20 protein-coding genes are annotated in these 22,931 nt (G+C 41.7%); 7 read left to right on the forward strand and 13 right to left on the reverse strand.

The genetic code is table 11. The features are described from left to right. Positions 1–121: 121 nt before the first annotated feature. Together cphA and PL9631_RS14115 are read right to left on the reverse strand one after the other, a co-directional pair. Positions 122–2,827: a cyanophycin synthetase gene (gene cphA, locus PL9631_RS14110; protein WP_083621273.1), complete on the reverse strand. Its 2,706-nt coding sequence runs from the start codon at positions 2,825–2,827 to the stop codon at positions 122–124. A 372-nt stretch (positions 2,828–3,199) separates the two neighbouring features. After that, positions 3,200–4,054 (reverse strand): cyanophycinase, encoded by an 855-nt coding sequence (locus PL9631_RS14115; RefSeq protein WP_083621276.1) that lies wholly within the window; start codon positions 4,052–4,054, stop codon positions 3,200–3,202. Positions 4,055–4,469: 415 nt separating this feature from the next. On the opposite strand from PL9631_RS14115, the gene trmD reads away from it, so the two are divergent. The 5 genes from trmD to rnc all read left to right on the forward strand — a co-directional run bounded on the left by trmD (position 4,470) and on the right by rnc (position 8,200). Next, positions 4,470–5,174: a tRNA (guanosine(37)-N1)-methyltransferase TrmD gene (gene trmD / locus PL9631_RS14120; protein ID WP_083621278.1), complete on the forward strand. Its 705-nt coding sequence runs from the start codon at positions 4,470–4,472 to the stop codon at positions 5,172–5,174. 125 nt (positions 5,175–5,299) lie between these two features. Continuing rightward, positions 5,300–5,659, forward strand: a complete 360-nt coding sequence (locus tag PL9631_RS14125; protein ID WP_083621279.1) for a hypothetical protein — start codon at positions 5,300–5,302, stop codon at positions 5,657–5,659. Positions 5,660–5,871: 212 nt separating this feature from the next. Further along, positions 5,872–6,129: a KGG domain-containing protein gene (locus tag PL9631_RS14130; RefSeq protein WP_079677480.1), complete on the forward strand. Its 258-nt coding sequence runs from the start codon at positions 5,872–5,874 to the stop codon at positions 6,127–6,129. Between the two features lie 605 nt (positions 6,130–6,734). Further along, positions 6,735–7,463 carry an NYN domain-containing protein gene (locus tag PL9631_RS14135; protein WP_083621281.1) on the forward strand — a complete coding sequence of 243 codons (729 nt, stop codon included), beginning with the start codon at positions 6,735–6,737 and terminating at the stop codon, positions 7,461–7,463. 32 nt (positions 7,464–7,495) lie between these two features. Next, positions 7,496–8,200: a ribonuclease III gene (gene rnc / locus PL9631_RS14140; RefSeq protein WP_083621282.1), complete on the forward strand. Its 705-nt coding sequence runs from the start codon at positions 7,496–7,498 to the stop codon at positions 8,198–8,200. A gap of 74 nt (positions 8,201–8,274) precedes the next feature. Here the strand turns inward: rnc and recA are convergent, their stop codons facing one another. Beyond that, positions 8,275–9,363: a recombinase RecA gene (recA, locus tag PL9631_RS14145; RefSeq protein ID WP_083621314.1), complete on the reverse strand. Its 1,089-nt coding sequence runs from the start codon at positions 9,361–9,363 to the stop codon at positions 8,275–8,277. A gap of 264 nt (positions 9,364–9,627) precedes the next feature. Between recA and PL9631_RS14150 the strand changes: the two genes are divergently transcribed. Next, positions 9,628–10,224, forward strand: a complete 597-nt coding sequence (locus PL9631_RS14150) for a pseudouridine synthase (RefSeq protein ID WP_083621284.1) — start codon at positions 9,628–9,630, stop codon at positions 10,222–10,224. 17 nt (positions 10,225–10,241) lie between these two features. Here PL9631_RS14150 and PL9631_RS14155 read toward each other — a convergent pair whose 3' ends face one another. After that, on the reverse strand, positions 10,242–11,234 hold the full coding sequence (locus PL9631_RS14155; protein WP_083621285.1) for an aspartate carbamoyltransferase catalytic subunit: 993 nt from the start codon (positions 11,232–11,234) through the stop codon (positions 10,242–10,244). A 167-nt stretch (positions 11,235–11,401) separates the two neighbouring features. On the opposite strand from PL9631_RS14155, the gene PL9631_RS14160 reads away from it, so the two are divergent. Continuing rightward, on the forward strand, positions 11,402–11,926 hold the full coding sequence (locus PL9631_RS14160; RefSeq protein WP_083621287.1) for a hypothetical protein: 525 nt from the start codon (positions 11,402–11,404) through the stop codon (positions 11,924–11,926). Positions 11,927–11,940: 14 nt separating this feature from the next. Here the strand turns inward: PL9631_RS14160 and PL9631_RS14165 are convergent, their stop codons facing one another. The 9 genes from PL9631_RS14165 to PL9631_RS14205 all read right to left on the reverse strand — a co-directional run bounded on the left by PL9631_RS14165 (position 11,941) and on the right by PL9631_RS14205 (position 22,930). Further along, on the reverse strand, positions 11,941–13,839 hold the full coding sequence (locus tag PL9631_RS14165) for a DUF5060 domain-containing protein (RefSeq protein WP_083621288.1): 1,899 nt from the start codon (positions 13,837–13,839) through the stop codon (positions 11,941–11,943). Positions 13,840–13,863: 24 nt separating this feature from the next. Continuing rightward, on the reverse strand, positions 13,864–15,039 hold the full coding sequence (locus PL9631_RS14170) for an acyltransferase family protein (protein ID WP_083621290.1): 1,176 nt from the start codon (positions 15,037–15,039) through the stop codon (positions 13,864–13,866). Positions 15,040–15,075: 36 nt separating this feature from the next. Then, positions 15,076–16,026, reverse strand: coding sequence for an alpha/beta hydrolase (locus tag PL9631_RS14175; RefSeq protein ID WP_083621291.1), 951 nt, complete (start codon positions 16,024–16,026; stop codon positions 15,076–15,078). Between the two features lie 20 nt (positions 16,027–16,046). Continuing rightward, positions 16,047–16,820 (reverse strand): acyltransferase, encoded by a 774-nt coding sequence (locus tag PL9631_RS14180; protein WP_083621293.1) that lies wholly within the window; start codon positions 16,818–16,820, stop codon positions 16,047–16,049. Between the two features lie 47 nt (positions 16,821–16,867). Further along, the gene (locus PL9631_RS14185) at positions 16,868–17,875 is read right to left on the reverse strand and encodes an NAD-dependent epimerase/dehydratase family protein (RefSeq protein WP_083621294.1); all 1,008 of its coding nucleotides are present in this window, start codon (positions 17,873–17,875) and stop codon (positions 16,868–16,870) included. Positions 17,876–17,927: 52 nt separating this feature from the next. Further along, complete coding sequence (locus tag PL9631_RS14190) at positions 17,928–19,457, reverse strand: glycerol-3-phosphate dehydrogenase/oxidase (protein WP_083621296.1); 1,530 nt, start codon at positions 19,455–19,457, stop codon at positions 17,928–17,930. Between the two features lie 47 nt (positions 19,458–19,504). Continuing rightward, on the reverse strand, positions 19,505–21,382 hold the full coding sequence (asnB, locus tag PL9631_RS14195; RefSeq protein ID WP_083621297.1) for an asparagine synthase (glutamine-hydrolyzing): 1,878 nt from the start codon (positions 21,380–21,382) through the stop codon (positions 19,505–19,507). Positions 21,383–21,608: 226 nt separating this feature from the next. Further along, positions 21,609–22,280, reverse strand: a complete 672-nt coding sequence (locus PL9631_RS14200; RefSeq protein ID WP_083621299.1) for a glycosyltransferase — start codon at positions 22,278–22,280, stop codon at positions 21,609–21,611. A 56-nt stretch (positions 22,281–22,336) separates the two neighbouring features. Then, positions 22,337–22,930 carry a glycosyltransferase gene (locus tag PL9631_RS14205; protein WP_083621300.1) on the reverse strand — a complete coding sequence of 198 codons (594 nt, stop codon included), beginning with the start codon at positions 22,928–22,930 and terminating at the stop codon, positions 22,337–22,339. Between the last annotated feature and the right edge of the window lies 1 nt (position 22,931).

The raw sequence follows: 22,931 nt of genomic DNA on the forward strand, positions 1-22,931 counted from the left end.
CTGATCATTATAAACCCGCCCAACCCCACAATAATATTGAATTAATCGTTGATTTGGGGTGATGTCTGGGCGGGTTTTGGTAGGTTGTTTGGGGGTAGCAAAGGTTAACCCGAACCCTCCCCTACAGTGTGATAGAAGATTTGATCACCGTCGAGGAATTAAGACTCGGAGAATGGGAGTTGTTATTAGACTCCTGAATGGGGTTGCGAACCTCAATTAATTTAATCGCGCGATTCACACTTTCGGGTAAAATCACCACCAGAGATCCTGCCACAGCCCGATCTAAAGCCGTATTTACCGCTTGAGTTTCATTCAGAATCGTTTCATAAACTACCCGAGGGTCGGGAATAGGGCCTAAAATCTGCTGAATCCCTTGGCTGATTAACTGCGCCGCCGAACCCCGTTCTCGGCCGCGGGTATCATCATCCTCCTTGACAATAATCTCATCAAAGATATCCGCCGCCAGTTGACCCAAGGTAACAAAATCCTCATCTCGGCGATCGCCCGGGCCACCAATCACCCCAATCCGATGCCCCGGCCAATTTTTCACAAATGCCCCTAACGCTATGTAACTAGCTGGGTTATGGGCATAATCAATCAGGGCGTGATAACTCCCCATATTAAATAAATTCATCCGTCCGGGGGTTTGGGAAGTCGAGGCGATAAAGGTTGACAAACCCGCCCGAATATGCTCTATTTTTACCCCTTGGGCAAAGGCTGCCAAACAAGCCGCCAAAGCATTAGCAATCATAAAGGGGGCCAGACCTTTCATCGTGATCGGAACATTCACCGCCTGTTCAATCCGCAGCGTCCAATCCCCTTTTAAAATCGACAGATATCCGTTTTCATAGACCGCCGCTAATCCCCCGGATTCCGTGTGTTTCAGGACAATCTCATTATCGGGATTCATGGTGAAATAGGCGATTTGAGCTTTCACCCGTTCGGCCATTTGTACCACCAACGGATCATCAGCGTTTAACACCGCATAACCTTTCGGCATCACCACTTCAGCCACCACGCTTTTCACCTTCGCCATTTGTTCCGGGGTATCAATATCCCCCAATCCCAAATGATCGGCCGACACATTCAAGACCACACCGACATCACAGGTATCAAAGCCTAACCCCGCCCGCAGGATACCACCCCGGGCACATTCAAGCACAGCAACCTCCACCATCGGATCTCGCAGAATCAGTTGGGCGCTTTGGGGCCCGGTATTGTCCCCGGGTTCGGCTAAATGATCCCCAATATAAATCCCGTCGGTGGTGGTATAGCCCACGGCCAACCCGGTTTGTTTAATGATGTGAGCTAACAAACGGGTAGTCGTGGTTTTACCATTCGTTCCCGTGACGGCCAAAATCGGGACGCGACTGGGTTGACCGGGGGAGAACAACATATCCATCACCGCCCCCGCCACATTCCGGGGTAAGCCTTCACTGGGGGCCACGTGCATTCGGAACCCCGGGGCGGCGTTTACTTCCACCACCACCCCATCGACTTCCCGCAGGGGTTGGGAAATATCCGGTGTCACCACATCAATTCCGGCAATATCTAAACCGATAATTTTAGCAATCCGAGCAAAGAGCCAGACATTATCCGGGTGAACTTCATCGGTGCGGTCAATGGCACTACCCCCCGTACTGAGGTTAGCCGTGGCCCGCAGAAAACAGATTTCTCCCGGGGGCATAATGGTGTCCAGGGTATGACCTTTCTCGGCAATCATGGATAGCACGGTTTTATCCACCACAATCCGAGTTAGGACATTATCATGGCCATCACCCCGCCGGGGATCACGGTTGGTTTTTTCGATTAACTGTTCAATTGTTAATTTACCATCCCCGATCACATGAGCCGGAACCCGTTCGGCCACGGCCACCATTTTGCCGTTCACCACTAACACCCGATGATCTCGACCGGTATAGAAGCGTTCCAAAATCACACTGCGGGTTTTAGAGGCATTACTGGCTTCCTCGTAGGCCATCACCGCCGTTTCCCATTTAGTAATATCCAGGGTAATTCCGCGGCCATGGTTGCCATCGAGGGGCTTAATGGCAATGGGATAACCTCCGACTTCCTCAATGGCATCTCGGAGTTCATCCAAATAGCGAATCACCGTCCCCCGGGGCACGGGAACCCCGGCATCTCGGAGAATTTGTTTTGTCCCTTCCTTATCACAAGCCAATTCAACGGCTAAGACTCCGGTTTGGTTGCTCAGGGTCGCTTGAATCCGTTTTTGATAGCAGCCATAGCCAAACTGAATCATAAACCGAGCATTCAGTTGTTGCCAGGGAATATCCCGGGCTTCGGCTTCTTTAATAATGGTTTCTGTACTGGGGCCCAGGGAGGCTTGAGCTTTTAATTCCTTGAGATCTTCAATATCTTGGATGAGTTCTTCGCTGGGATAGGTTCCCGTATTGGCAATACTTTGGCACAAGCGGACAGCAGCCCGTCCGGCATAACGGCCGGCGTGTTCGTTATCATACTCAAAGGCCACCTGAAAAATCCCCGGACTGGAGGTTTCTCGGGTACGGCCAAATGCTACGGGCATTCCGGCTAACTGTTGCAACTCTAGGGCCACGTGCTCAATAATATGTCCCATTAAAGTTCCCCGTTCTACCCGACTGAGGAACCCGCCTCGGACGCCGGGTGAGCAGTGATGTTCAATTAAACTGGGGAGAACAGAAGTTAAGCCGTTATAGAAGCCTGGAATATCGCTGCTATAGCGTTCGGTTAATTCTTCTAAATCCAAACGCATCACAATCAGTTGATGGCGTCGGATACTCCAGTAGTTAGGGCCTCTTAAGGTTTGTATTTTAAGAATTTTCATAGGGGTGTGAGTACATAATGCTCCGAATGGGCCCGGATGATAGTCCGCTTTATTCAATTTCAAGCTAAGGTGACTTGTAAACTGTTTGCAGTGAACAGTTTTTCACAACGATTGCCGTTTTGGAGATCGGAGCAGTGGGGATTTAAAACTTTCGAGACCTGGCCATTTTCCATCGCCCCTAATTGGGGTTCCCCATCTTCAAAATTAGAGGGGAAAACCTTGACATTGGCAAAATTCGCCGATCATATATAGCAGTCGCCAGACCTCTTAGGACAAAGAGTGGTGCTAAAAGCTAGACTTGTTTCTGTCTTTTCCTCCGGTGTTCCCTGTTCCGGTGTTCCGGTGTTCCGGTGTTCCCTGCTATATGTGAATTTACACACTGGGAGCAGAACTTGGACGACGGGAGTGGAAGTTATACTGATCACCATAGGATAGAATATGTACCCGTAAATTGAATACACTTAGGGGATCGGTGGCCCCAGCATTCACCAAATTGGTATAGGACATTTCGTGGGTATCCACAATGGTTACGCATCCTTTTCCCACGACCCGCAGTAAACCTTGGGCTTCAAATAAGGCACAGGTATCCTCATCAATGCCAATGCCCACTTTATCGGGGTGGGCTGCGACGGCACTCACTAACCGTGCCATGCGATTCCGGTTATGGAAGTGTTGATCGACAACTAATTCCGGCACAATATCTAAGCCCGTTGCCATATCCACCAGGGAACGATTCGGAGATTCCCCACTGCCGCCTCCGGCAATCATGTGGTGGCCCATGACGGCGGCTCCAGCACTGGTTCCAGCTAAAGCCATGCGCCCCTGTCTGGCTCCTGTTCTAATTTTTTCCATCAGTAGAGTATCGGCTAATAAGCTATAAAGCCGCAATTGATCCCCTCCGGTCATAAATACCCCGGTACAGGTCTCCAAGAAGGCGTGCCACTTGGGATCTTCACAATGATGGCGTTCGCGAATATCAAAGACTTCAATGGATGTGGCCCCCATTTCCTCAAAGATTTTTTGGTATCTCTCTCCTTGAACCGCGGGTTCGCGGGAGGCGGAAGGAATGATGGCAAGGTTGGCGTTGGAAGCACCAGCCCGGTGAACAAAGGTTTGCAGAATCTCACGTCCATGAACTTTGTCTTCTGCTCCACCAATAATCATGATAGAGGTTTTGGTTTGTTGGGGAATCATGTGTTCAAGGGCTTGAGATGTCAACTGCTGCATAGTGTGTCTCCTCGAATCAATCTATACTGGGTTCAGCTACGGGAGTGATTAGGTTAGTCTTCCTGGTCTATGGGGTAGTTTTTGATTTCCCTGTGCAGACAGAAGTAACCTGATTCCCCACTCTCCCCTGTCTAAATTGGGGGTGGAGTCCTCTGATGAAAGGAGAAGGGTAATGGGTTTCTAGGGGTAGTCACCTCAAGGATCGGCCTTGGAGTCCCAATTATTCCATAGGTGAATTTCACACCGAACCCAATTCGGGTAGCAAAGCCAGGCTCAAAAAAAGCTGATCCATTTTAGTATATTTTGATACGAATTAACAAATATTTTAGTTTATGGACTATCATATACCATGGAATGTTTGTTACAAGTTTGAGCCTAAAAAAATTTTAAGCCTAAGTGATCAATTAATAATACTGTGCGTTTTGACATTATTACTCTATTCCCTGATTTTTTTAGTTCTCCCCTTAGCTCAGGTCTTCTGGGTAAAGCCCTGGGGAAAGAAATTGCCCATGTCCATTTAGTTAATCCCCGGGATTTCACCCAGGACAAACATCACCGGGTGGATGATGAACCTTTTGGCGGCGGTGTGGGGATGGTTTTAAAACCAGAACCGATTTATGCGGCGGTTGAGTCCTTGCCGCTATTACCCCGGCGGGAAGTGATTTTTTTGACGCCCCAAGGGGAACAAATGCACCAAGGGTTATTCCGAAATTTGGCGTTAAACTGTGATCAGATTGTCTTAATTTGCGGACATTATGAAGGCATTGATGAACGAATTATACCCTTAGTAACCCGGGAAGTTTCTTTGGGGGATTTTGTTCTAACCGGGGGAGAAATTCCGGCAATGGCACTTTTAAATGGAGTGGTGCGATTATTACCTGGAACTGTAGGAAAGGAGGAATCTCTCAAAGCTGAAAGTTTTGAACAGGGATTACTAGATTATCCCCACTATACTCGCCCGGCGGTGTTTAGAGGAATGCCCGTTCCTGATGTTTTATTATCAGGACATCATGGCAAAATTGAGGAATGGCGAAAACAACAACAACTTCAACGTACCCGTGAACGTCGCCCGGATTTGTGGCAAGATTGGATCAACGAACACCCGGAGGAACGGGTTTAATCTGCTCATATTTTGCCCTAGTTTGCCTTTCTAACCTATTAAACTGAAGCAGTCAACGTTTGGCTTTGATTCTAGCCTCTGGTCGCTAATCGTTAACCGCTAAGGTTTATTCGTTTTTAATCCCCATGAATACTGATACCCCAGAAGAATTAATTCAAGCGATTGATTTGGCGTTGGGTCAAGGGAATTTTAATCAAGCTAAAACCCTTTCTGATCAAGCCAGTCAAGATTATCCGAATCACGATAAAATTCAACGCTATGCTCGAATTTTATCCTCACCCAATATGCCTTTTTATCAACTCTCTCGCAAGCCTGATACTCCTTTAAATCTCGATTGGGTTCTCCGGCATCGCCAGCATTATCGAGGCAGATGGGTGGCTTTAGAAAAAGGTCATTTAATTGCGGATGCTAGTTCCCTTGATGAACTATTTAGTCAGGTGGGAAAGGAAAAAATGAAAGATTTATTTTATACCATTGTTTATTAAGGTTAAGCATAATTCTCTGGTCTGGGTATGGAGCAGATATTAGTTAAATAAATAAAGCATTTCCCCATGAGTTAAATTAGAAATGCTACTATTAATAGTAGGGTTTCAGTTTAGTGGTAAAGGAGGTTAAGTCTATCTTCTGGTAGAAGGTAAACCCTAATCACTCCAGATACAGTATGTTTAGTCAATCAATAAAACATAAGGAGAAAATCATGGCTACGGAAAAACGTGGATTTGCTTCAATGGATCAAGAAAAGCAACGGGAAATTGCGAGTAAGGGCGGTAAAGCGGCCCATGAGTCGGGACGCGCTCATGAATTTACTTCCGAAGAAGCCCGAGAAGCCGGACGCAAAGGCGGTAAGGCAGTCAGCCAAAATCGCGAACACATGGCGGCTATTGGACGCAAAGGTGGCAAGAATAGCCATAAAAAAGATAAAGAAAATGAAAACAATGCTGACGAAAATCCCTAATCTCAGGGAAGGATGTTTTATTAAACTGTCATAAAATCCGAGTGTTTTAACAAAAAACTGTTTTTGTTGGCGATGGCTTGCACAAATAAGGCTATTTATAGGATAAACCGCGTTTGTGCAAGCTCAACCCAGTTATTGATCCTGCGTTGGAGTTTGAAATTATCAGCCCTAACCTGAAATAGCAAAAAAATACTTGACATTTTCGGATGGCTTGATTAAAATTGGCTCACCTAGTTATAGGTTTGAGCGGAAAATTGACTTCTGTCTCATCTATCGGAATCAAAAATATAGCAGTTGACAATCCAGTTAGGACATTAGTGATAGCTATAATCCTGAATTATGAGGTTTCTTTCTCGTGTCTTCTGTCTATTTCCCCTTGCTGTATTGTTAATTCCGATACCTGAGACTTTAGCCAAACACAATCAAAACTAAGGCTTTTAATTCAATCGTTTAGACACTGCGCTGAAAGTGCTAGTTTTGGAGTTCTGTATTTGGACTCAGAAATGGCGAATAGGTCTTAATTCACATAAAAGGGTCTAAAAGGTTAGAATTCAAAACTTTATTAATCCTAGGTATTTAATTAAAAATAACACTAGAAATCAATCATGAAACCTTGTATCGCAATCTATGGGGATTTTCAGAATGTTCGTAACTCTCCTGAAGAAATTGAAATTTTAAATCCCTGGTTTGATCAACAAGGGAATATATTACATAAAAAATCCTATGCTTACTGGCGGCAAGAAAAGGAGCTATTTGAACAGGCTATTTTTAAGGCGGGTTTCAAAACTATTAGTGTTTCATCAAGGGAAAAAAATGCCGTCGATAATGAGATTATTCAAGATTGCAAATATGATATAATGACAGACAAAATCATTAAAATTGTAATTTTAATCACAGGAGATAAAGACTATTTGCCCTTGGTTAAACATTTACAAAAAGTGGAAATAAAAGTAATATTAATTCATGGTGCTAATGTTAGTCAAGCCTTGAAAAAAGCCGTGGATATAGCCTATAATATTAATGAATTAATCGACTCTGTTAATCTCGATAAAGCAACTCCAGAAACACTAGATTCTCCCGCTATGATTCCTTACGAAGAAGCTAAAAAATGTTTAATTGAATTGATCAAAACGGTCAAAGAAAAAGGAGAAAAAGCTACTCTTGATGTCCTGGGTCGTCTAATCAAAAACCATCCTCGGCTTTTAGGCTACAAAAAATTCTCATACTACAAACCCGATGGAAAAATTTTTGCTAAATTTGGTAAATTTGTAGATGCGGTAATTCAGGAGGGAATTATTCAAAAAAATTGTAACGGAGAATTGATTTTAGTCTAAGTTGAGAAAAATTGCGATCGCCTGAATATAATATGACAAAAACCCAACTACCAGAGATCAAAAATGAACCATTGCGACTACAAGCATTAACCCATCGCTCCTATTTGAATGAACATCCCAATGCCGGAGAAGACAATGAAAGATTAGAATTTTTAGGGGATGCAGTCCTAGGATTTTTAGTGGGAGAATTGCTATTTAAAAAACGCTATCCCGAAGATATGACTAAAATGAGTGAGGCAAATATGACCCGTTTACGGTCTGTGTTGGTTGATGAAAAACAACTGGCTAAATTTGCGGTGCAATTTCATTTAGGGGAATTATTACGGTTAGGAAAAGGGGCAATTAGAGACGGCGGACGAACCAACCCTTCCTTGCTGAGTGATGCCTTTGAAGCCTATATTGGAGCCTATTATTTAGATACCAATATTGATGTTGTCCGAGAGTTTATACATCCGCTCTTTTCTGCTGTCGCCAATGAAATGGTCTTTCCCCAGTCAGAAACCACCCCTCAAACCTTAATTGATTGTAAAAACCGCTTTCAACAATGGGCGTTAGAAAAATCCGGTGAAAACCCCAAATATTATGTGGTGGGAGAATCTGGGCCAGATCATGCCAAGGAATTTGGGATTGAAGTTCGGGTTAGGGATAAGGTATATGGCTATGGGAAAGGAAGGCGAAAGCAGGATGCGGAAAAAAAAGCCGCCGAAGTGGCGCTGCAAAAGTTGGGTCTATTGTAGTGAGTCCTTTAGGACTCTGGGCCCCGTAGTGAGTCCTTTAGGACTCTTAGCCCTAAAGGGCTTACTACATAGGGTTATTCTTCTTCTGAACTGGCATCGAGATCCTCATCATCATGGCTATCTACCTGGATGACAGAATTAGCTGAAACCACAGCCCCACTATCTAAAGCCCCTCTAACTTTTTGTTCAATTTCCTTTGCCAAGGTGGCATTTTCTTCTAAATAAATCAGGGTTTTATCCCGTCCCTGACCAATATTATCGCCGTTGTAACTATACCAAGCTCCTTTGCGTTTTAATACCCCGGTTTCTTCGGCTAAATCAATTAAACAGCCTAAAGTAGAAATGCCTTTTCCGAAAATAATATCAAATTCTGCAATACGGAAAGGAGGGGCAATTTTATTTTTAGCCACTTTAACTTTAGCCCTAATTCCGTATTCATCCGTTCCCCGTTTTAAGGTTTGAATTCGACGAATATCTAAACGTACAGAGGCATAGAATTTTAAGGCATTACCTCCGGTTGTGGTTTCCGGGTTTCCATAGACAACACCAATTTTTTGACGCAATTGGTTGAGGAAAATCACGGTACAATTTGACTTACCAATATTTCCCGTAATTTTGCGTAACGCCTGACTCATTAACCGAGCTTGTAAACCCATGTGGGCGTCCCCCATATCCCCTTCAATTTCGGCCCTGGGAACTAAGGCGGCCACGGAGTCAATTACAATAATATCAACGGCCACAGACCGCACTAACTGATCCACAATTTCTAAGCCCATTTCTCCCGTATCCGGTTGAGAAACGAGTAAATTTTCCGTATCCACCCCTAGGACGGCCGCATAGCTGGGATCTAGGGCGTGTTCTGCATCGACAAAGGCAGCTACTCCTCCGGCTTTTTGGACTTCGGCGATCGCGTGCAGGGCTAGGGTGGTTTTACCGGAACTTTCTGGCCCATAGATTTCAATCACCCGTCCCTTGGGTAAACCGCCTCCCAAGGCTAGGTCTAGGGTTAATGCACCACTAGGAATGGTTTCCACTTTCATGCGGGTGGAATCCCCTAACCGAACAATGGCCCCTTTGCCAAAGCTACGCTCTATTTGGCTTAAAACTTGGGTTAGAGCTTTTTTCTTTTCAGAACTAGAATTATCTTTAGTATCTTTAGCCATTCGCTGTAATTTTAAGTAACGGTTAATTGTCAACATCCTAGCCACCCTAGCCGCCAGTCTGCATAATTGGTATGGTAGCAGTTAGGCCGGGGTTCTGACTATTGTGGATCTCCCTTGCTATCGACGAGCTTAACAATTTTTTGCAGTTTGTCCGCCCAAGCTCTGAGGGAATTTCTTCCCATTATAAGGGGGGATTGATGTTTTCGTCAATATAAAAACAATAGTTCTGTCGTTTTTAACGGATTCAACTTATATTAATCACCCATGTCCTATCGATATATTTTATTTTATAAACCCTATGATGTCTTGAGTCAGTTTACCGATGATGATCCCACAAAGGCTATTCGTAAAACCCTCAAAGATTTTATTGCTATTCCTTTAGTTTATTCTGTGGGAAGGTTAGATCGAGATAGTGAAGGATTGTTACTTTTAACTAATGATAATTTTGTGAAACATCGCTTAATTGATCCTAAATTTGCCCATCCTCGAACCTATTGGGTACAGGTGGAAAAAATACCGGATGAAACGGCATTACAACAGTTAACTCGGGGGGTACAATTATCAGATTATCGGACAAAACCCGCCCAGGTTAAACTACTTTCTACAGAACCCAGTTTACCTCCCCGTGAGCCTCCCATTCGGTTTCGGAAAACCGTCCCGACGGCTTGGCTGGAATTAACCTTAACCGAAGGTCGTAACCGTCAAGTGCGGAAAATGACGGCGGCGGTCGGGTTTCCAACATTGCGTTTGGTGAGAGTTGCGATCGCCCATTTAAGTTTAACAGGACTCGCGCCCGGTGAATGGCGAGATTTAACCGAAGTTGAATTAAAACAGTTAAGACAAATCTTAGGAAATTATTAATCAAAACTCCATAATAATTAATTGGGTTTTCCCCCTCCAATTAAATATAAAAGTGCCATTCTAACTGCAATTCCACTGGTCACTTGTTGAGAAATTAAACTCAATTCTGGATCATCCATTAATTCCGAACTTAATTCTACTCCTCGATTTACTGGCCCTGGATGCAATATTTTAACATGAGGTTTACAGACTTTTAAGCGTTCGTGGGTCAGACCAAATAATTGATGATATTCTCGTAAACTGGGTAATAAATGGGCGGTCATGCGTTCTTTTTGTAAGCGCAAAGTCATGACAAAATCAGCATTTTCCAAAGCCTCGTCTAAATTCCAATGTAAAAACAGTTTTCCGGGGCGATTTTTGCCAAATTCCGCAAATAATTCTGGAAGTAAAGTTGGGGGGGCGGCTAAGTGTAATTCCGCTTGGGTGGCGGTTAAACTCCAAATATTAGAACGGGCGACCCGAGAATGTAAAATATCTCCAACAATGGCGATTTTTTTGCCATTTAATTGTTCAATTTGAGGGTGATCCGGGTCAAGAATTCGGCAAATGGTAAATAAATCTAAGAGTGCTTGGGAGGGGTGTTCGTGTTGACCATCGCCCGCATTTAAAACCGCTACTTTGGCATTTAAACGATCTAATTCGGCGGCGATCGCAAAGGGAACTCCCGCCTCCTTATGGCGAATTACCATCATATCCGTCCCCATAGCTAAATAGGTTTTAGCGGTATCGAGAATGGTTTCTCCTTTAGTTAGAGAAGAAGTCCCCGGTGCGAAATTTAAAGTATCTGCTGATAGTCGTTTGGCGGCCAGTTCAAAACTGTTACGAGTTCGAGTTGAGGGTTCAAAAAATAAATTAGCGACCACTTGACCTTGGAGGGCGGGGACTTTTTTGGTGCGGCGTCCTAATACTTCTCGAAAGCTAGTGGCGGTTTGTAAAATGGTATTATATTCCGTCGCCGTAAAATCAGCTAGGGATAAAATGTGGCGGCGAGTCCAGGGAGCAGTAACCATTGTAAAATAATTAGAGGTTAGAGAATTTTAGAATCAGAATTTGAGGTTGAAAATCATCGGAATTTTGATCCAAAGTTTAATCATACTGGGTAATCTTTCAAAACGGAATAGAAACCTCAAGGCTTGAACAATAAACTAACAGTTATTTTTAGAATACCCTTTGAACCATGAACAGTATCCAATCTTTTTTGACCGCTTGTATCCTTAGCGTTACTATTCTGAGCTTAAGTAGTTGTAGTACCCCTCCGGTAGAAACCGAAATCCCACAGTCACCGACGCCTGAAGCCACCGTTTCGCCTCAACCGACCCCTGAACCTCAAAAACAAACTCTCTCCCCGGCTGACACGGTTCCCGTGACCATTTATCAGGTGGATAGTCAATGTTCTGAGTTAGTTCCGCGACAAATTACGCTTCCCAAAGAACAGGTTTTACAAAGGGCGATCGCCGAGGTTTTAGCACAACAAAGTAGTTCAGATTTCAGCTTGAATTATCGGGTAAATATTGAGCCAGACAAACAACTTGTGACTATTGATTTTCGCGTTCCTACCACTGCGGATCGGACGTTTAATTCCTTATCCAGTTGTGAGCAATTAGCCCTATTTGGTAGTTTGCGTAAAACAATTACCAGTAATCCTAATTGGGAAATTAATGAGGTAATTTTTACTGAACGGGGAGAAGAAATTACCTTATAAAATATTCCCTAAGATTAATTTTTCTTGATTACAAATACCCAATCTTGTTGGGTTGGAGGTTGCAGAGGAATTGAGTCTTTTCCCGTAAAATCAGGTAGTTGAGAAAATTCACCCAAACGGGGGTTATACAGTTGGATACGATAAGAACCTGTTGTTTCTGGCGGTAAAGATAGGGAGAGGGGTTTATTCGTGTCTCGAACATAAACAATATACTGTTGATTTTCGTTGCCTAAAACATAATGGGTTCCCTCTCCTTTAAGCCGTTTTTCTAGGGGTTTAAATTTCCACCAATCTAAACTTTTAAACAGTTTAGGAAGTTGCTGAATTTGAGCTTCCCAATCCTGATTTTTAGGGTCATTTACATTAAATGGCCCCGGATCACGAATTCCTCCAAAATAAGTAGTTCCCCATCCGGTGACAAAATAGCCTCCGGCCATCACAATATCCCAAGTCGCATGGCGAATTTCATCTAAGGTGGCACTATTGGGTTTATCAACTTTTCCATCCTCATTCTGATCCCGTAAATAATAGGCATATTCAGAATTAACGACGGGTTTATTGTACTTGAGACTACCCAAAACCCGTTGATGTAAGTTGGTATAACTCTGTTGATAATCTCCAAAAGACATCCAATCTTCTTGAGCAAAATCAGCGACACTATAACTTGTTTCCCCCGGATGAATGCCAATTAATCGTTGATGGGGGTCAAATTTAACCATTTCTTGGGCAATGGTTTGATATAGGGCTTTATTGCCATATTCATTCCATTCTCCGGCAACGGTAAATGCCACATTAAAGGCACTATAACGAGCCATAATATAACGGGCATATCGGAGTCGAGCGTCCTGATTTGGGAAGGCTTTCCAATCATGTTGTGAGCCGCGATCTTGCGACCAACTCAAGAACAACATGGGTGTGATTCCTTTTTTATTTAAGTATTTAATTCGAGCGTCAACCTCCTGCCAATAAACGGGATTTAAGGTTTCGGCTGATAGATTTTCAAAGGCTAATCCTCCTTCATTTTTCCCCCTAGATAGGAGGTTAGAATGGATATAGTTAAACCCCTGTTTTGCCCGTTTATCAATATATTGTTTAACAGAATTTCGATCTACTTTTTCTTCTGAAATATGATTATATAATGTCCAATGGGTATCTCCAAATAACCAAAAAGGTGTCCCATCTTCATAGATGAAATGAGCAGGATATTTAGGGTTAACTTTAATACCGCCTTTGCTTTGGGCTGCCAGGGCTTTAAACGATCCAGATTGATTATTTAATCCGGGATCATTAGATTGAACTGACCATTTCCAATTTCCTGCCATATTAGGAGAAAATCTCAATTTCCAGGTTTTCCCACCATCCCAAAATAAAGGAATAATTTGAGTTTCACCTTTTGGAGTGGTAAAAGTTGCCGTGGCTTCAACTTCAGTATAGGGATTTTGATAATTTCCTGTATGAATAAAACCCTGTTCAAAAAGACTTAAAGCCGGGATTTGCCGTTGAGCAACGCTATTAACTTGTACGGTTACTTGATCCTGACTAGAATACTCTGCACCCGTCGCGGTCAACTCTAAAACATAGGTTCCGGGTTGAGAAAACTCTGCTTTTGTATTAGGATTTGTGGCGTTAGTAAAGCTAACACTGCCCGGGCCAGTCATTTTTTTCCATTGGGTTTTTAGATCTTTTGAATTTCCTAAATAGGTCACATTTCCATAGAGTTGGACGGAGTTTTTCGGTGAAATAAATTGGGGAAATCCAGCACTCACGACCGGGGAATAATTAACAGGTTCTGGGATAACTTCTGGCTGAGAATTGGCTTCTGGAGTTGGGCGACAACCGAGGATTAAACTGACTAAAGTAGCATTCAAAATTATCCATTTCAGGATTGAGGGATTTTTAAGATGATTACTCATGATAGTTATTCCTTTTTTAGTAACTCAAAGGTTTTTAAAGGGAATTAAGAAATAATTCAAAATCGGAGTGAATTGAAGCATTATTTTAGAGGGTACTTTAGATTCATCAAATCTCTTTAATAAATCACTGGCTAAATAAATCGTGATCAGGGTTGTCCCTAAAAATAAAGATTCCGTTAGCAGGTCGGCGAGAAGGTTAGGAGTGTGGGGGAGAATATAATTTTTTATTTGCGGAAATAGACGGGTAAAGGGTTGATGGGTGAGGTAAATATAATATGACCAAACCCCGATAATACTGACGGTTTTAAACAGCATCGGAATCTTTTTCTGGGTAAAATCAGCCAGATTAACAATCCAAAGAATTATTCCTAAAGCAATCACAAAATCTGTAAAAATCCATCCCCACAATCCGATATAAAGTAGAAATTGTCCCCCCATCCAAATCAAAAAACCCAACCATCCCATATAAGAATTAATGATGATTTGATTAAAACGATTACTATTTTTAGCTAGGACTAATCCCGCTACCATTCCTAGGGTAAATTCCCCGATTCTAGCCAGAATAAAACCAAAAGGTGATCGTTCTTGAAAGAAGCCAAAAAACCAGTCTGGATAACGATGCAGGGCGTGAACTGTTCCATGGAAAATCCCTAGAAATTTATCGCTATGGGCAATGGGAAGTCCATCTAAATAATAAATAGCAATGCCTCGATAAATAAATTCTATCCCCAAGGTGATCGATAAAATTATTAAATATCCCCGCCAGGTTGAATATTTTTGGAATCGATTATATAATATGGGAAAGAGTAAATAAGCTCCGACAATAAAGGGAACATACCAAAAAGCTCCGGTGGCTCGTCCACGAAAATCCTCGAAAACATTAGTCAGAAGAAAACAATCTAAAATAGTTCTAATAACAGCAAATTTTAAATTAGTTAAGTAGGCTAATAAGGGAAAGGAAAAAAGCACCGCTACCCAGTACACAGGAAGAACCCGTTTCATCCGGCGAGTAAACCAATCCACCCAGGAAATTTTTTGACCTTGTTTAGCACAGGAATAGGCTAAACCAAAACCACTTAAAACAATAAAAACATGGACACCCTGCCATCCAAACCAACCGCCCCGATAATGTACTAAAACCACAAGGGCGATCGCTAATCCTTTACAGAAATCTGTTAGGTTTAAAACATTCGGTTTCATCTTGAATTAGTCCTGTTATTAAAATCAAAACTATTTCTAATCATTGATTTTTAACCAATTATCGACATAATTAACAAAGGTTGAAATTGCTGTACCTTTAGCAAATCCTTTATTGAGAATTAACCCAGTATTCAAATAGTGATTCGCCTGGGGAATTGTCCAATACTCAACCGGGGGAACCATTTTTTGCGATAAATCCCTTAAAAAGGCTAAATCTTCAGGGGGTTCCAATTCCGCATCTAGGATTAATAACGGAATATGCCCGGGTTGAGCAAAATCTTCCAAATAAGTTTCTATATCCAATGCTACCATCACCGGTTCCCAAAAACCAAATTCTAGGGGTTTGGGCAACTGCATATCTATTTGCCAACGAAACATTAATTTTTCTTTTTCCCGAGCTTCTGGGCTTAAAAAACGCTCTCTCAAACGACGGGGTGGGGAGAATACCACCGCTTTGGAAATCCGAGAATCTTGAGCTTGGGCGGCCATGGTTACACCCGCCCCAAAAGAATGTCCTAAGACATAAATCTGATTATTTTGACTAGGAAAATTAGTGCTTAAATAATCAATAGCGGCGGTTACATCCTGAGCAAAATTAAAAGATTCTGTTGTATAGTTTTTGGGTTGTTCAGATTCTCCATGGGCGCGAAGATCAAAAGCAAAAATCCGATATCCTAGATCTTTAAACCCCTCAGCTAAGGCGGGAATAATCGGTAATTTTCTGCCAAAAACTGAAGACCCATGGAGTAGAATAATTGTTGGGGCAGTTTCGGAATTTTCCGGCAAATATAAATCCCCTTTTAACTGTAATCCATCAGCTAGAAAAGATACGGTTTTTGAGGGTTGATAAGGAATAGATTGTAATTGTTTAAAAGAGGATTGTTTTAACAGATCGAGTTGATGATAACGGTATCTCAACAGATTGTATAAGGGTTTAACTTGGGGATAGGTTTGAGCGAGAAGGGGGTATAACTTGGGTTTTGCCATGATGATTTTAAAGGGGGATTTTAAAGGGTTTTCGTATCGGTTCTCATTTTAATAATTTTAGCAGGAACACCCGCAGCGATCGCATAATCAGGTAAATCTTTGGTTACGACTGCCCCGGCTCCAATAATACAGCCTTTGCCGATTTTAACCCCATCTAAAACAACGGCACTCGCTCCCAACCAAACATCATCTTGAATCGTAATTTTTCCCCGGGTAAAAACTCCCTGTTCCATCATGGGAATATCCAAACGGTCTGTAATATATCGCCCGCCTCCAATATAACAATTTCCAGCAATTAAAACCGAATTACCAATGGAAATTCCCCCGCTAGAAGATAGAATGGTATTACAGCCTAAATCGGTTTTTTTACCAATAGAAATTCCGCCAATTTTCCCTTGAATTACACAATTTCGAGAAATAATCACATCATCATCTAAAAATATGCCCGCCTCTCCCGCCCCACTGGCATCGATTAAAACATAATCATCAATAGCAACTCGGTTTCCTAAAGTTACTTTTTTAGGATGACGTAATACAATCCCTTTGCCTAAAATTATCCCTGCACCTGTGCTTTTGAATAACCCTTTATAAGCAGATTTCCGAGTAACATATCCTAAAGCACCGGATAAATTACCAAAGAAAAAATTAGCTAATTCATATTGAATAAAATGCCCTAAATTATCTGTTCCTAATGCTTTGGTTTGATAACGTTTTAACAAAGAAGACTCAGCTTGATTGAGTTGTTCAGACAGAGAAACTTTGTTAATAATTTGGCGATTTTCAGTTTCATTCATAAATTTAAAGGTGGGCTATGCCCACCTAAATAAAGGGTTTAAAATAGTTAGGATTTGAGAGCGGATGACGCTTCTAATAACCCGGAATCTTTATACCAAAGGGCGGTTTTTTTCAAGCCTTCATCTAGGGGAACTTTGGGTTGATACCCTAATAATCTTTGAGCTTTAGAAATATCAAAAGCCCGGTCTTTAATAAAGAAATCCACCCGACGGCGATAAATAGGCGGAGAAATTTTCAAAGGTAAACAAATCAGTTCGCATAAATAACCCGCCCACCACACGGGCCACACGGGAATTTTAAACTTAGAAACGGGTTTATTATAGATATCAGCAATTTTTTGAACCAGTTGATTTAAGGTGACAAATTCATTGCCCCCAATGGTAAAGATTTCACCGATAGCAGCTTCTTTTTCCCCGGCCAAGGCAATACCCGCCGCCAAATCTTCTACATAGGTCAAATGATAGAGAACTTCCCCACTACCGATCATTTTAAACTTGCCCGAATAGATATATTTAAACAGTTTCAGAAACCGTAAATCTCCAGGGCCATAAATTCCCACGGGACGAACTACACAACCCGCTAAATTTTCCTTTTTGAAAAAATCTAATGCTAAAAGTTCTCCTTCCATCTTAGATTCTTGATAATAGTCTCCTGGTGAATAGGGGTCTTCTTCCTTTGCAGGCGGGTTTTTAATTTCTCCTTGAACTCCCACGGTGCTGCAATGAACAAATCGTTTCACATTGGCTTTTTTTGCCGCTTCTAAAACCTTGCGAGTTCCTTTAACATTAACATCCCAAAAATATTCTCTGGGGACATTTTCGGCTCGATATAACGCCGCAATATGATAAACAATCTCTACCCCAGCCATCACCGAATCTTCTAGGGGGTTATCATCAGCAATATCGGCAAAGGCATATTCAATAGGTAATCCTTCTAGGGTACTTTGATTGGAATTTTTACGGACTAATACCCGCACTTCATAGCCTTTATCGAGTAAGTGTTTGGTTAAATAACTGCCCGTAAATCCGTTAGCACCTGTCACTAAAACTTTCATAAAAACTTGCTCCAATTAATGATACGAAAAAATAGATTTTATGGCTCAAATTTTAGCTTTTAATGGTTAATTCCTCCATACCACAGGTCTGATAAAAACATTCTAAACGTTGAATTTCTTGTTTAGATTTTTGGTCATCCCAGTTAAACAGTTGACAAACCAAGGGAGCAATTTTTAAAGCTCGTTTGGGATTATCTCCTAAGCTAGTCCGACGCAAGATTAAATCATCTAAATGTTGTACGGCTTCATTTTCAATGATATCTTGTAGTTCGGTTTTCCAGTCGGATAATTCGGGCTGGGGATACCAATGATAATCATACAATCCCTGGGGACGTTGGGCTTCTGGTGGGGCAGTTTCTGTTGGATTGACAGATGGAAAGTTAGGGAAAATTTGCTGAATTGTCTTTTCGGCCACCAGACGGGCTGTGGTAAATTTGACCCCAGAAACACTATATAATCCTTTAATTCCTTGATTCAGGGTTTGATGATTTAAAATAACTTCCCTGACCGCCAGTTCATTACTATCAGGTTTTTCCCCAGGGAGTAAACCGGAAAACACCCGAATAATTTCGGTTTTACTTAAATTTAACCCCGGAATAGCGAGATTGAGATTATCAATAAATTCGCTAATTTCTGAGGGTTCAGGGTTAGGGTTAACTTTAATTTCTTTGAACCAGGGATTATGAATGGTTCCCGCTAAAAGTCGCCCTTTCCAGGGATGGAGAAAATAGGTTTGAGCATTGGGTTTTTTGGGTTCTACGGCTAGGGCGAAATCCGATAAGGTTTCTCGATCAAATAGGATATTCCACGCGATAGATTTATAGAATAAATTAGGAACATCTTGATCAAATTTAGCTGCTAATTCTCGACACCAAGGCCCAGCAGCATTCACAACAATTTTAGCTTGAAATTCCTGGGTTTCTCCGGTGATTTTATCTTCAGCTAGAACACCGGAAACCGTTTGATTGACCTTTAATATTTCTTTGGCTTCTACATAGTTTAAAGCCGTTGCGCCCAAGGAACAAGCCCAGCGTAGAATCCCGATCACTAATCTTTGGGAATCGGGCATACAGGCATCATGCCAAATGGCTCCCCCGGTTAATCCTTGGGGATCTACAGTGGGAAAATGGGTTTTTACCTGTTCGGATTTAATCACTTCTCCGGGGGGTAAATGGCGGTCTGGACGAATACCCTGGTTACGATTAATTGATAGGGCATCGTTGAGTTTTAAAGCCGTATAAAGAATCGGGGGGCGGCGGATTCCTTTGTTATATAAAGGCATTAAACAGGAGAGGGGTTTTACTAATTCTGGGAAGGTTTTTAGAAACCATTTGCGTTCCCCTACGGATTCATAAAACCGCTCTAAATCGAGGTTTTGTAAATAGCGAAATCCCCCGTGGACAATGCGGAGACTATTATAACTGGTGGCTCCCCCAAAATCAGCTTTTTCTATTAATAGCGATCGCAAATTTCGCCGGGAGGCTTCTAAGGAAAGCATTACCCCATAAATTCCTCCTCCGATAATAATTACATCATAGGAAGATTGGGCGGCGGTGGCTGGATTTCGGTTAATTTTGGTCATGGCTAATAGAGGGTTTACGACTAAATTTCAATAAAAACTAGATAAGTTTATTCTCCTTTGAACCAACGTTTATACCAACTTTGAAACACAATTAATGACCATAAAATATGGCTATGGTTAGCTGTTCCGGCTAGATGTTCTTCCTTCAGTCGCTTAATAGTATTGACCTGGAAAATTCCCTGCTCTCGAATGGCTTGATCGCTGAGTAATTCTTCCATTAACGGCCGAAATTCATTACACAGCCAGTTTTTAATCGGAATACTAAATCCTTCTTTTGGTCGATATACACATTCCGGGGGAACATAACGGGCAGCGATGGATTTTAACAGAACTTTTGTTTCACCATTTGCTAATTTTAACCGATCGGGAATTTGAAAGGCTAATTCGACCAAATCAGGGTCAAGATAGGGAACTCTTGACTCTAGGGAAACGGCCATAGACATTCGATCCACTTTCACTAAAATGTCATCGCTTAAATAGCTTTTGACATCGACATACATACTCCGGTTTTGGGGTTGACGATCGCCTGCTTTATTGAATAAATCAATAATATGGGATGCCGAGGATGTGACTAATTCTTGATTTGCTTCGGGGGTAAATAATTGCGATCGCACGGCATCTCCGGCAAAAATTCGCCAACGGGCATGGGATAAATCCACCGGATTTTCTAACCCTTCAATGAACCTTTTACCCTTATTAACTAAGCCTTTTTTCTCCGGGCGAGGGCGCAAAGAATTAATTAAAGGTTCGACTAAATTCTTTCGGAAAATAGCCGGAATTTTATAATATTGTTCGGCTTTTTCATTAGCTAAATAGGTTTCATAGCCTCCAAATAGTTCATCGCCCCCATCGCCACTCAAGGAAACCGTTACATATTTTCGAGCTAATTGGGAGACTAAAAACGTAGGAAAAATTGAAAAATCCCCAATGGGATCATCTAGGAAATACATTAAATGCTCAAATAATTCTACCACGTTGGGCTTAATCACTTCATTGATATGTTCAACCCCTAAATGGGAGGCAACTTTTTCCGACCATTTCAACTCATTGTAGGAGGGATCATCAAAGCCAATACTATAGGTTTGTGCCTTCCCCATTAAAGCAACGGTCAGGGAAGAATCGACACCTCCTGATAGAAATGCACCCAAAGGAACATCACTCACCAGTTGCATGGTTACGGATTTTCTGAGTTGAGCTTCAACTTTATCAGCCCATTCTTGATCGGATAATTCTATTTCACCCGTAGCCGGAATATCCCAATAGGTTTGGGGCTGACATTGGGGATTTTCTAAGTCAATTTCTAACATTTGTCCGGGTTCTAATTGCCGGATTTCTTTAAATAGGGTAGCTTTACCCGGAACATATTCCCAGGCTAAATATTCCCCTAACGCATCAAGATCTAAGGTCTTTTTAACCAGTCCACTAGCGAGAATGGCTTTAATTTCCGAACCCCAAACTAAATAGTTTTGATCAAAGGAATAATAGAGAGGTTTAATTCCTAAATGATCTCGCACTAAATACAGTTTTTTCTTAACCGTATCATGGAGGGCGATCGCAAACATTCCATTTAGGTATTTAGGAAAGTCTAGCCCATATTCTTCGTAAGCATAAACAATTACTTCCGTATCGGTTTTTGTGGCGAAAGTATAGCCTTTGGCTTCGAGTTCACTACGGAGTTCTCGAAAGTTATAAATTTCCCCATTAAAAACCGTTAAAATCGTGCGATCTTGATTAAAAATCGGTTGTCGTCCGCCACTTAAATCGATGATTGATAATCGTCGCATTCCCAATGCAACCCCGTCTTGAACGTGCATTCCATCTTGGTCTGGCCCCCGATGGAAGATGCTATCACACATGGTTTTTAACTGTTCCAAGGTGGGATGAGGTGAGCCATTCAAAGCCGCGACGCCTGTTATTCCACACATCGAATTTAATCCCCCAACGGAAGGTGTTTAAAACTTAGGAATTAGCCCCTAAGTTGGTTCTATTTTAATTAAAAAAAATGGCTTCGGCAAGTTTTTGAGTCAGAAAAAACCGGGTTTCTTAACATTTAATCTGGATTTCAACCCTAAAATCATGAGAAACCGGGTTTCTTAACATTTAATCGGGATTTCCAACCTAAAATCATGAGAAACCCGGTTTCTGGTCTGGTTAGCTTGATTTCAAATTCAAGGAATTAGAAGACTGATTTTGAGAGGACTCTGAACCTGGAGACCTTTTAATGGGAGTGCTAGTCACAAACTCCAATAAATTAATCATTTTTTGGGTATAAACTTCACGAGAATATTTTTCTTGATACAGCAGTTGAGCATTTTTAGCTTTTTGTTGGGCTTCAGTTTCATTGCTTAATGCTTCGATAATTCCCCGGGCTAAATCTTCCGGTTCGGGCTCCACTAAGAAAGCTACATTATCATCTAAAACCTGGGTATGGGAATAGATTCGAGTCGCTACTAAGGGAACCCCACTGGCTAATTGTTGATAAACTTTTAGGGGGGTATTAGTGCCACTGCGACGGGGCGAAACTTGAACTTTCGCGCGGTTAGCGTAATTTTGAGCTAAGGATTGTTCTACCCGACCGGTTAATAAACATTGTTGACTAATACCAGATTCTTCTGCCAAATTGGAGAAAAATTGAGTTTGTTCTGGACTGCCACCCACGATTAATAAAAAGGCTTGGGGATCAGATTTAGCGACGGAAACAAAGGCTTGAATTAGAATATCAATCCCTTGATAGGATTCTAACGTTCCAGCATAAACAACTAAATTTTTATCAAAAATACTTGCGGGAACTCCTGACTTTTTTTCTCCATTAGATTCACTCATAGCACTTGATCTCCTGATAATTAACCTAACAATTTAGAGGGATAAATCTATAGAGTTTAAGTGGTTTTTTGAACTACTTTCACTTCATCAAAAATGGAATTTTCAATTAAGAAAACTTTTTGTTTGTCCCCAATGATTCCTAGGGCATAGTTATATAAACTCGGACATATTGTAATGGTGGCATCTGAAGTATGCAAACAAGCATCTTCCATAGTTTTAAACAGATCAATTAACCATTGAGAGGTGGTAAATCGAAAGTTTGTTAACTGTTCGGGAAGACTGGAGTGCATATCATAAATCAGACGAAATTTAAAAATCGGTTTAAACAACGCACAAACAAAAATGGCTTCTTCATGGGCGTGAACAAAATCATAGCGATTTTTGAGCAATAAAGCGATCGTCCACAGGGTAATGAAAATATCTAAAAATAACTTCAGTTTTGAAGGGCCAATTTTAACATTACCGAACATGGGAAAGCTAGGAATTCTAATAATTCTTACCCCAGGAATGTCGATATCTTCACCTTCACCATAGGTAAGTAAATCAATATCTACCCCTAATTCAGCCGTAATTAATGTGCGGTAATACACACTAAAAGGTGTGCCGCGTGGGGTGTAAAAGGGTTGGGGAGAAATCACTAATGCTTTCATA

This window comes from Planktothrix paucivesiculata PCC 9631 (genome assembly GCF_900009265.2).
GTDB lineage: Bacteria > Cyanobacteriota > Cyanobacteriia > Cyanobacteriales > Microcoleaceae > Planktothrix > Planktothrix paucivesiculata.

Excerpts from the sequence above, each read along its gene's own strand:
- cphA (WP_083621273.1), bottom strand. The coding sequence starts at position 2,827 with ATGAAAATTCTTAAAATACAAACCTTAAGAGGCCCTAACTACTGGAGT.
- PL9631_RS14115 (WP_083621276.1), bottom strand. The coding sequence starts at position 4,054 with ATGCAGCAGTTGACATCTCAAGCCCTTGAACACATGATTCCCCAACAA.
- PL9631_RS14125 (WP_083621279.1), top strand. The coding sequence starts at position 5,300 with ATGAATACTGATACCCCAGAAGAATTAATTCAAGCGATTGATTTGGCG.
- PL9631_RS14130 (WP_079677480.1), top strand. The coding sequence starts at position 5,872 with ATGGCTACGGAAAAACGTGGATTTGCTTCAATGGATCAAGAAAAGCAA.
- PL9631_RS14135 (WP_083621281.1), top strand. The coding sequence starts at position 6,735 with ATGAAACCTTGTATCGCAATCTATGGGGATTTTCAGAATGTTCGTAAC.
- rnc (WP_083621282.1), top strand. The coding sequence starts at position 7,496 with ATGACAAAAACCCAACTACCAGAGATCAAAAATGAACCATTGCGACTA.
- recA (WP_083621314.1), bottom strand. The coding sequence starts at position 9,363 with ATGGCTAAAGATACTAAAGATAATTCTAGTTCTGAAAAGAAAAAAGCT.
- PL9631_RS14150 (WP_083621284.1), top strand. The coding sequence starts at position 9,628 with ATGTCCTATCGATATATTTTATTTTATAAACCCTATGATGTCTTGAGT.
- PL9631_RS14155 (WP_083621285.1), bottom strand. The coding sequence starts at position 11,234 with ATGGTTACTGCTCCCTGGACTCGCCGCCACATTTTATCCCTAGCTGAT.
- PL9631_RS14160 (WP_083621287.1), top strand. The coding sequence starts at position 11,402 with ATGAACAGTATCCAATCTTTTTTGACCGCTTGTATCCTTAGCGTTACT.
- PL9631_RS14165 (WP_083621288.1), bottom strand. The coding sequence starts at position 13,839 with ATGAGTAATCATCTTAAAAATCCCTCAATCCTGAAATGGATAATTTTG.
- PL9631_RS14170 (WP_083621290.1), bottom strand. The coding sequence starts at position 15,039 with ATGAAACCGAATGTTTTAAACCTAACAGATTTCTGTAAAGGATTAGCG.
- PL9631_RS14175 (WP_083621291.1), bottom strand. The coding sequence starts at position 16,026 with ATGGCAAAACCCAAGTTATACCCCCTTCTCGCTCAAACCTATCCCCAA.
- PL9631_RS14180 (WP_083621293.1), bottom strand. The coding sequence starts at position 16,820 with ATGAATGAAACTGAAAATCGCCAAATTATTAACAAAGTTTCTCTGTCT.
- PL9631_RS14185 (WP_083621294.1), bottom strand. The coding sequence starts at position 17,875 with ATGAAAGTTTTAGTGACAGGTGCTAACGGATTTACGGGCAGTTATTTA.
- PL9631_RS14190 (WP_083621296.1), bottom strand. The coding sequence starts at position 19,457 with ATGACCAAAATTAACCGAAATCCAGCCACCGCCGCCCAATCTTCCTAT.
- asnB (WP_083621297.1), bottom strand. The coding sequence starts at position 21,382 with ATGTGTGGAATAACAGGCGTCGCGGCTTTGAATGGCTCACCTCATCCC.
- PL9631_RS14200 (WP_083621299.1), bottom strand. The coding sequence starts at position 22,280 with ATGAGTGAATCTAATGGAGAAAAAAAGTCAGGAGTTCCCGCAAGTATT.
- PL9631_RS14205 (WP_083621300.1), bottom strand. The coding sequence starts at position 22,930 with ATGAAAGCATTAGTGATTTCTCCCCAACCCTTTTACACCCCACGCGGC.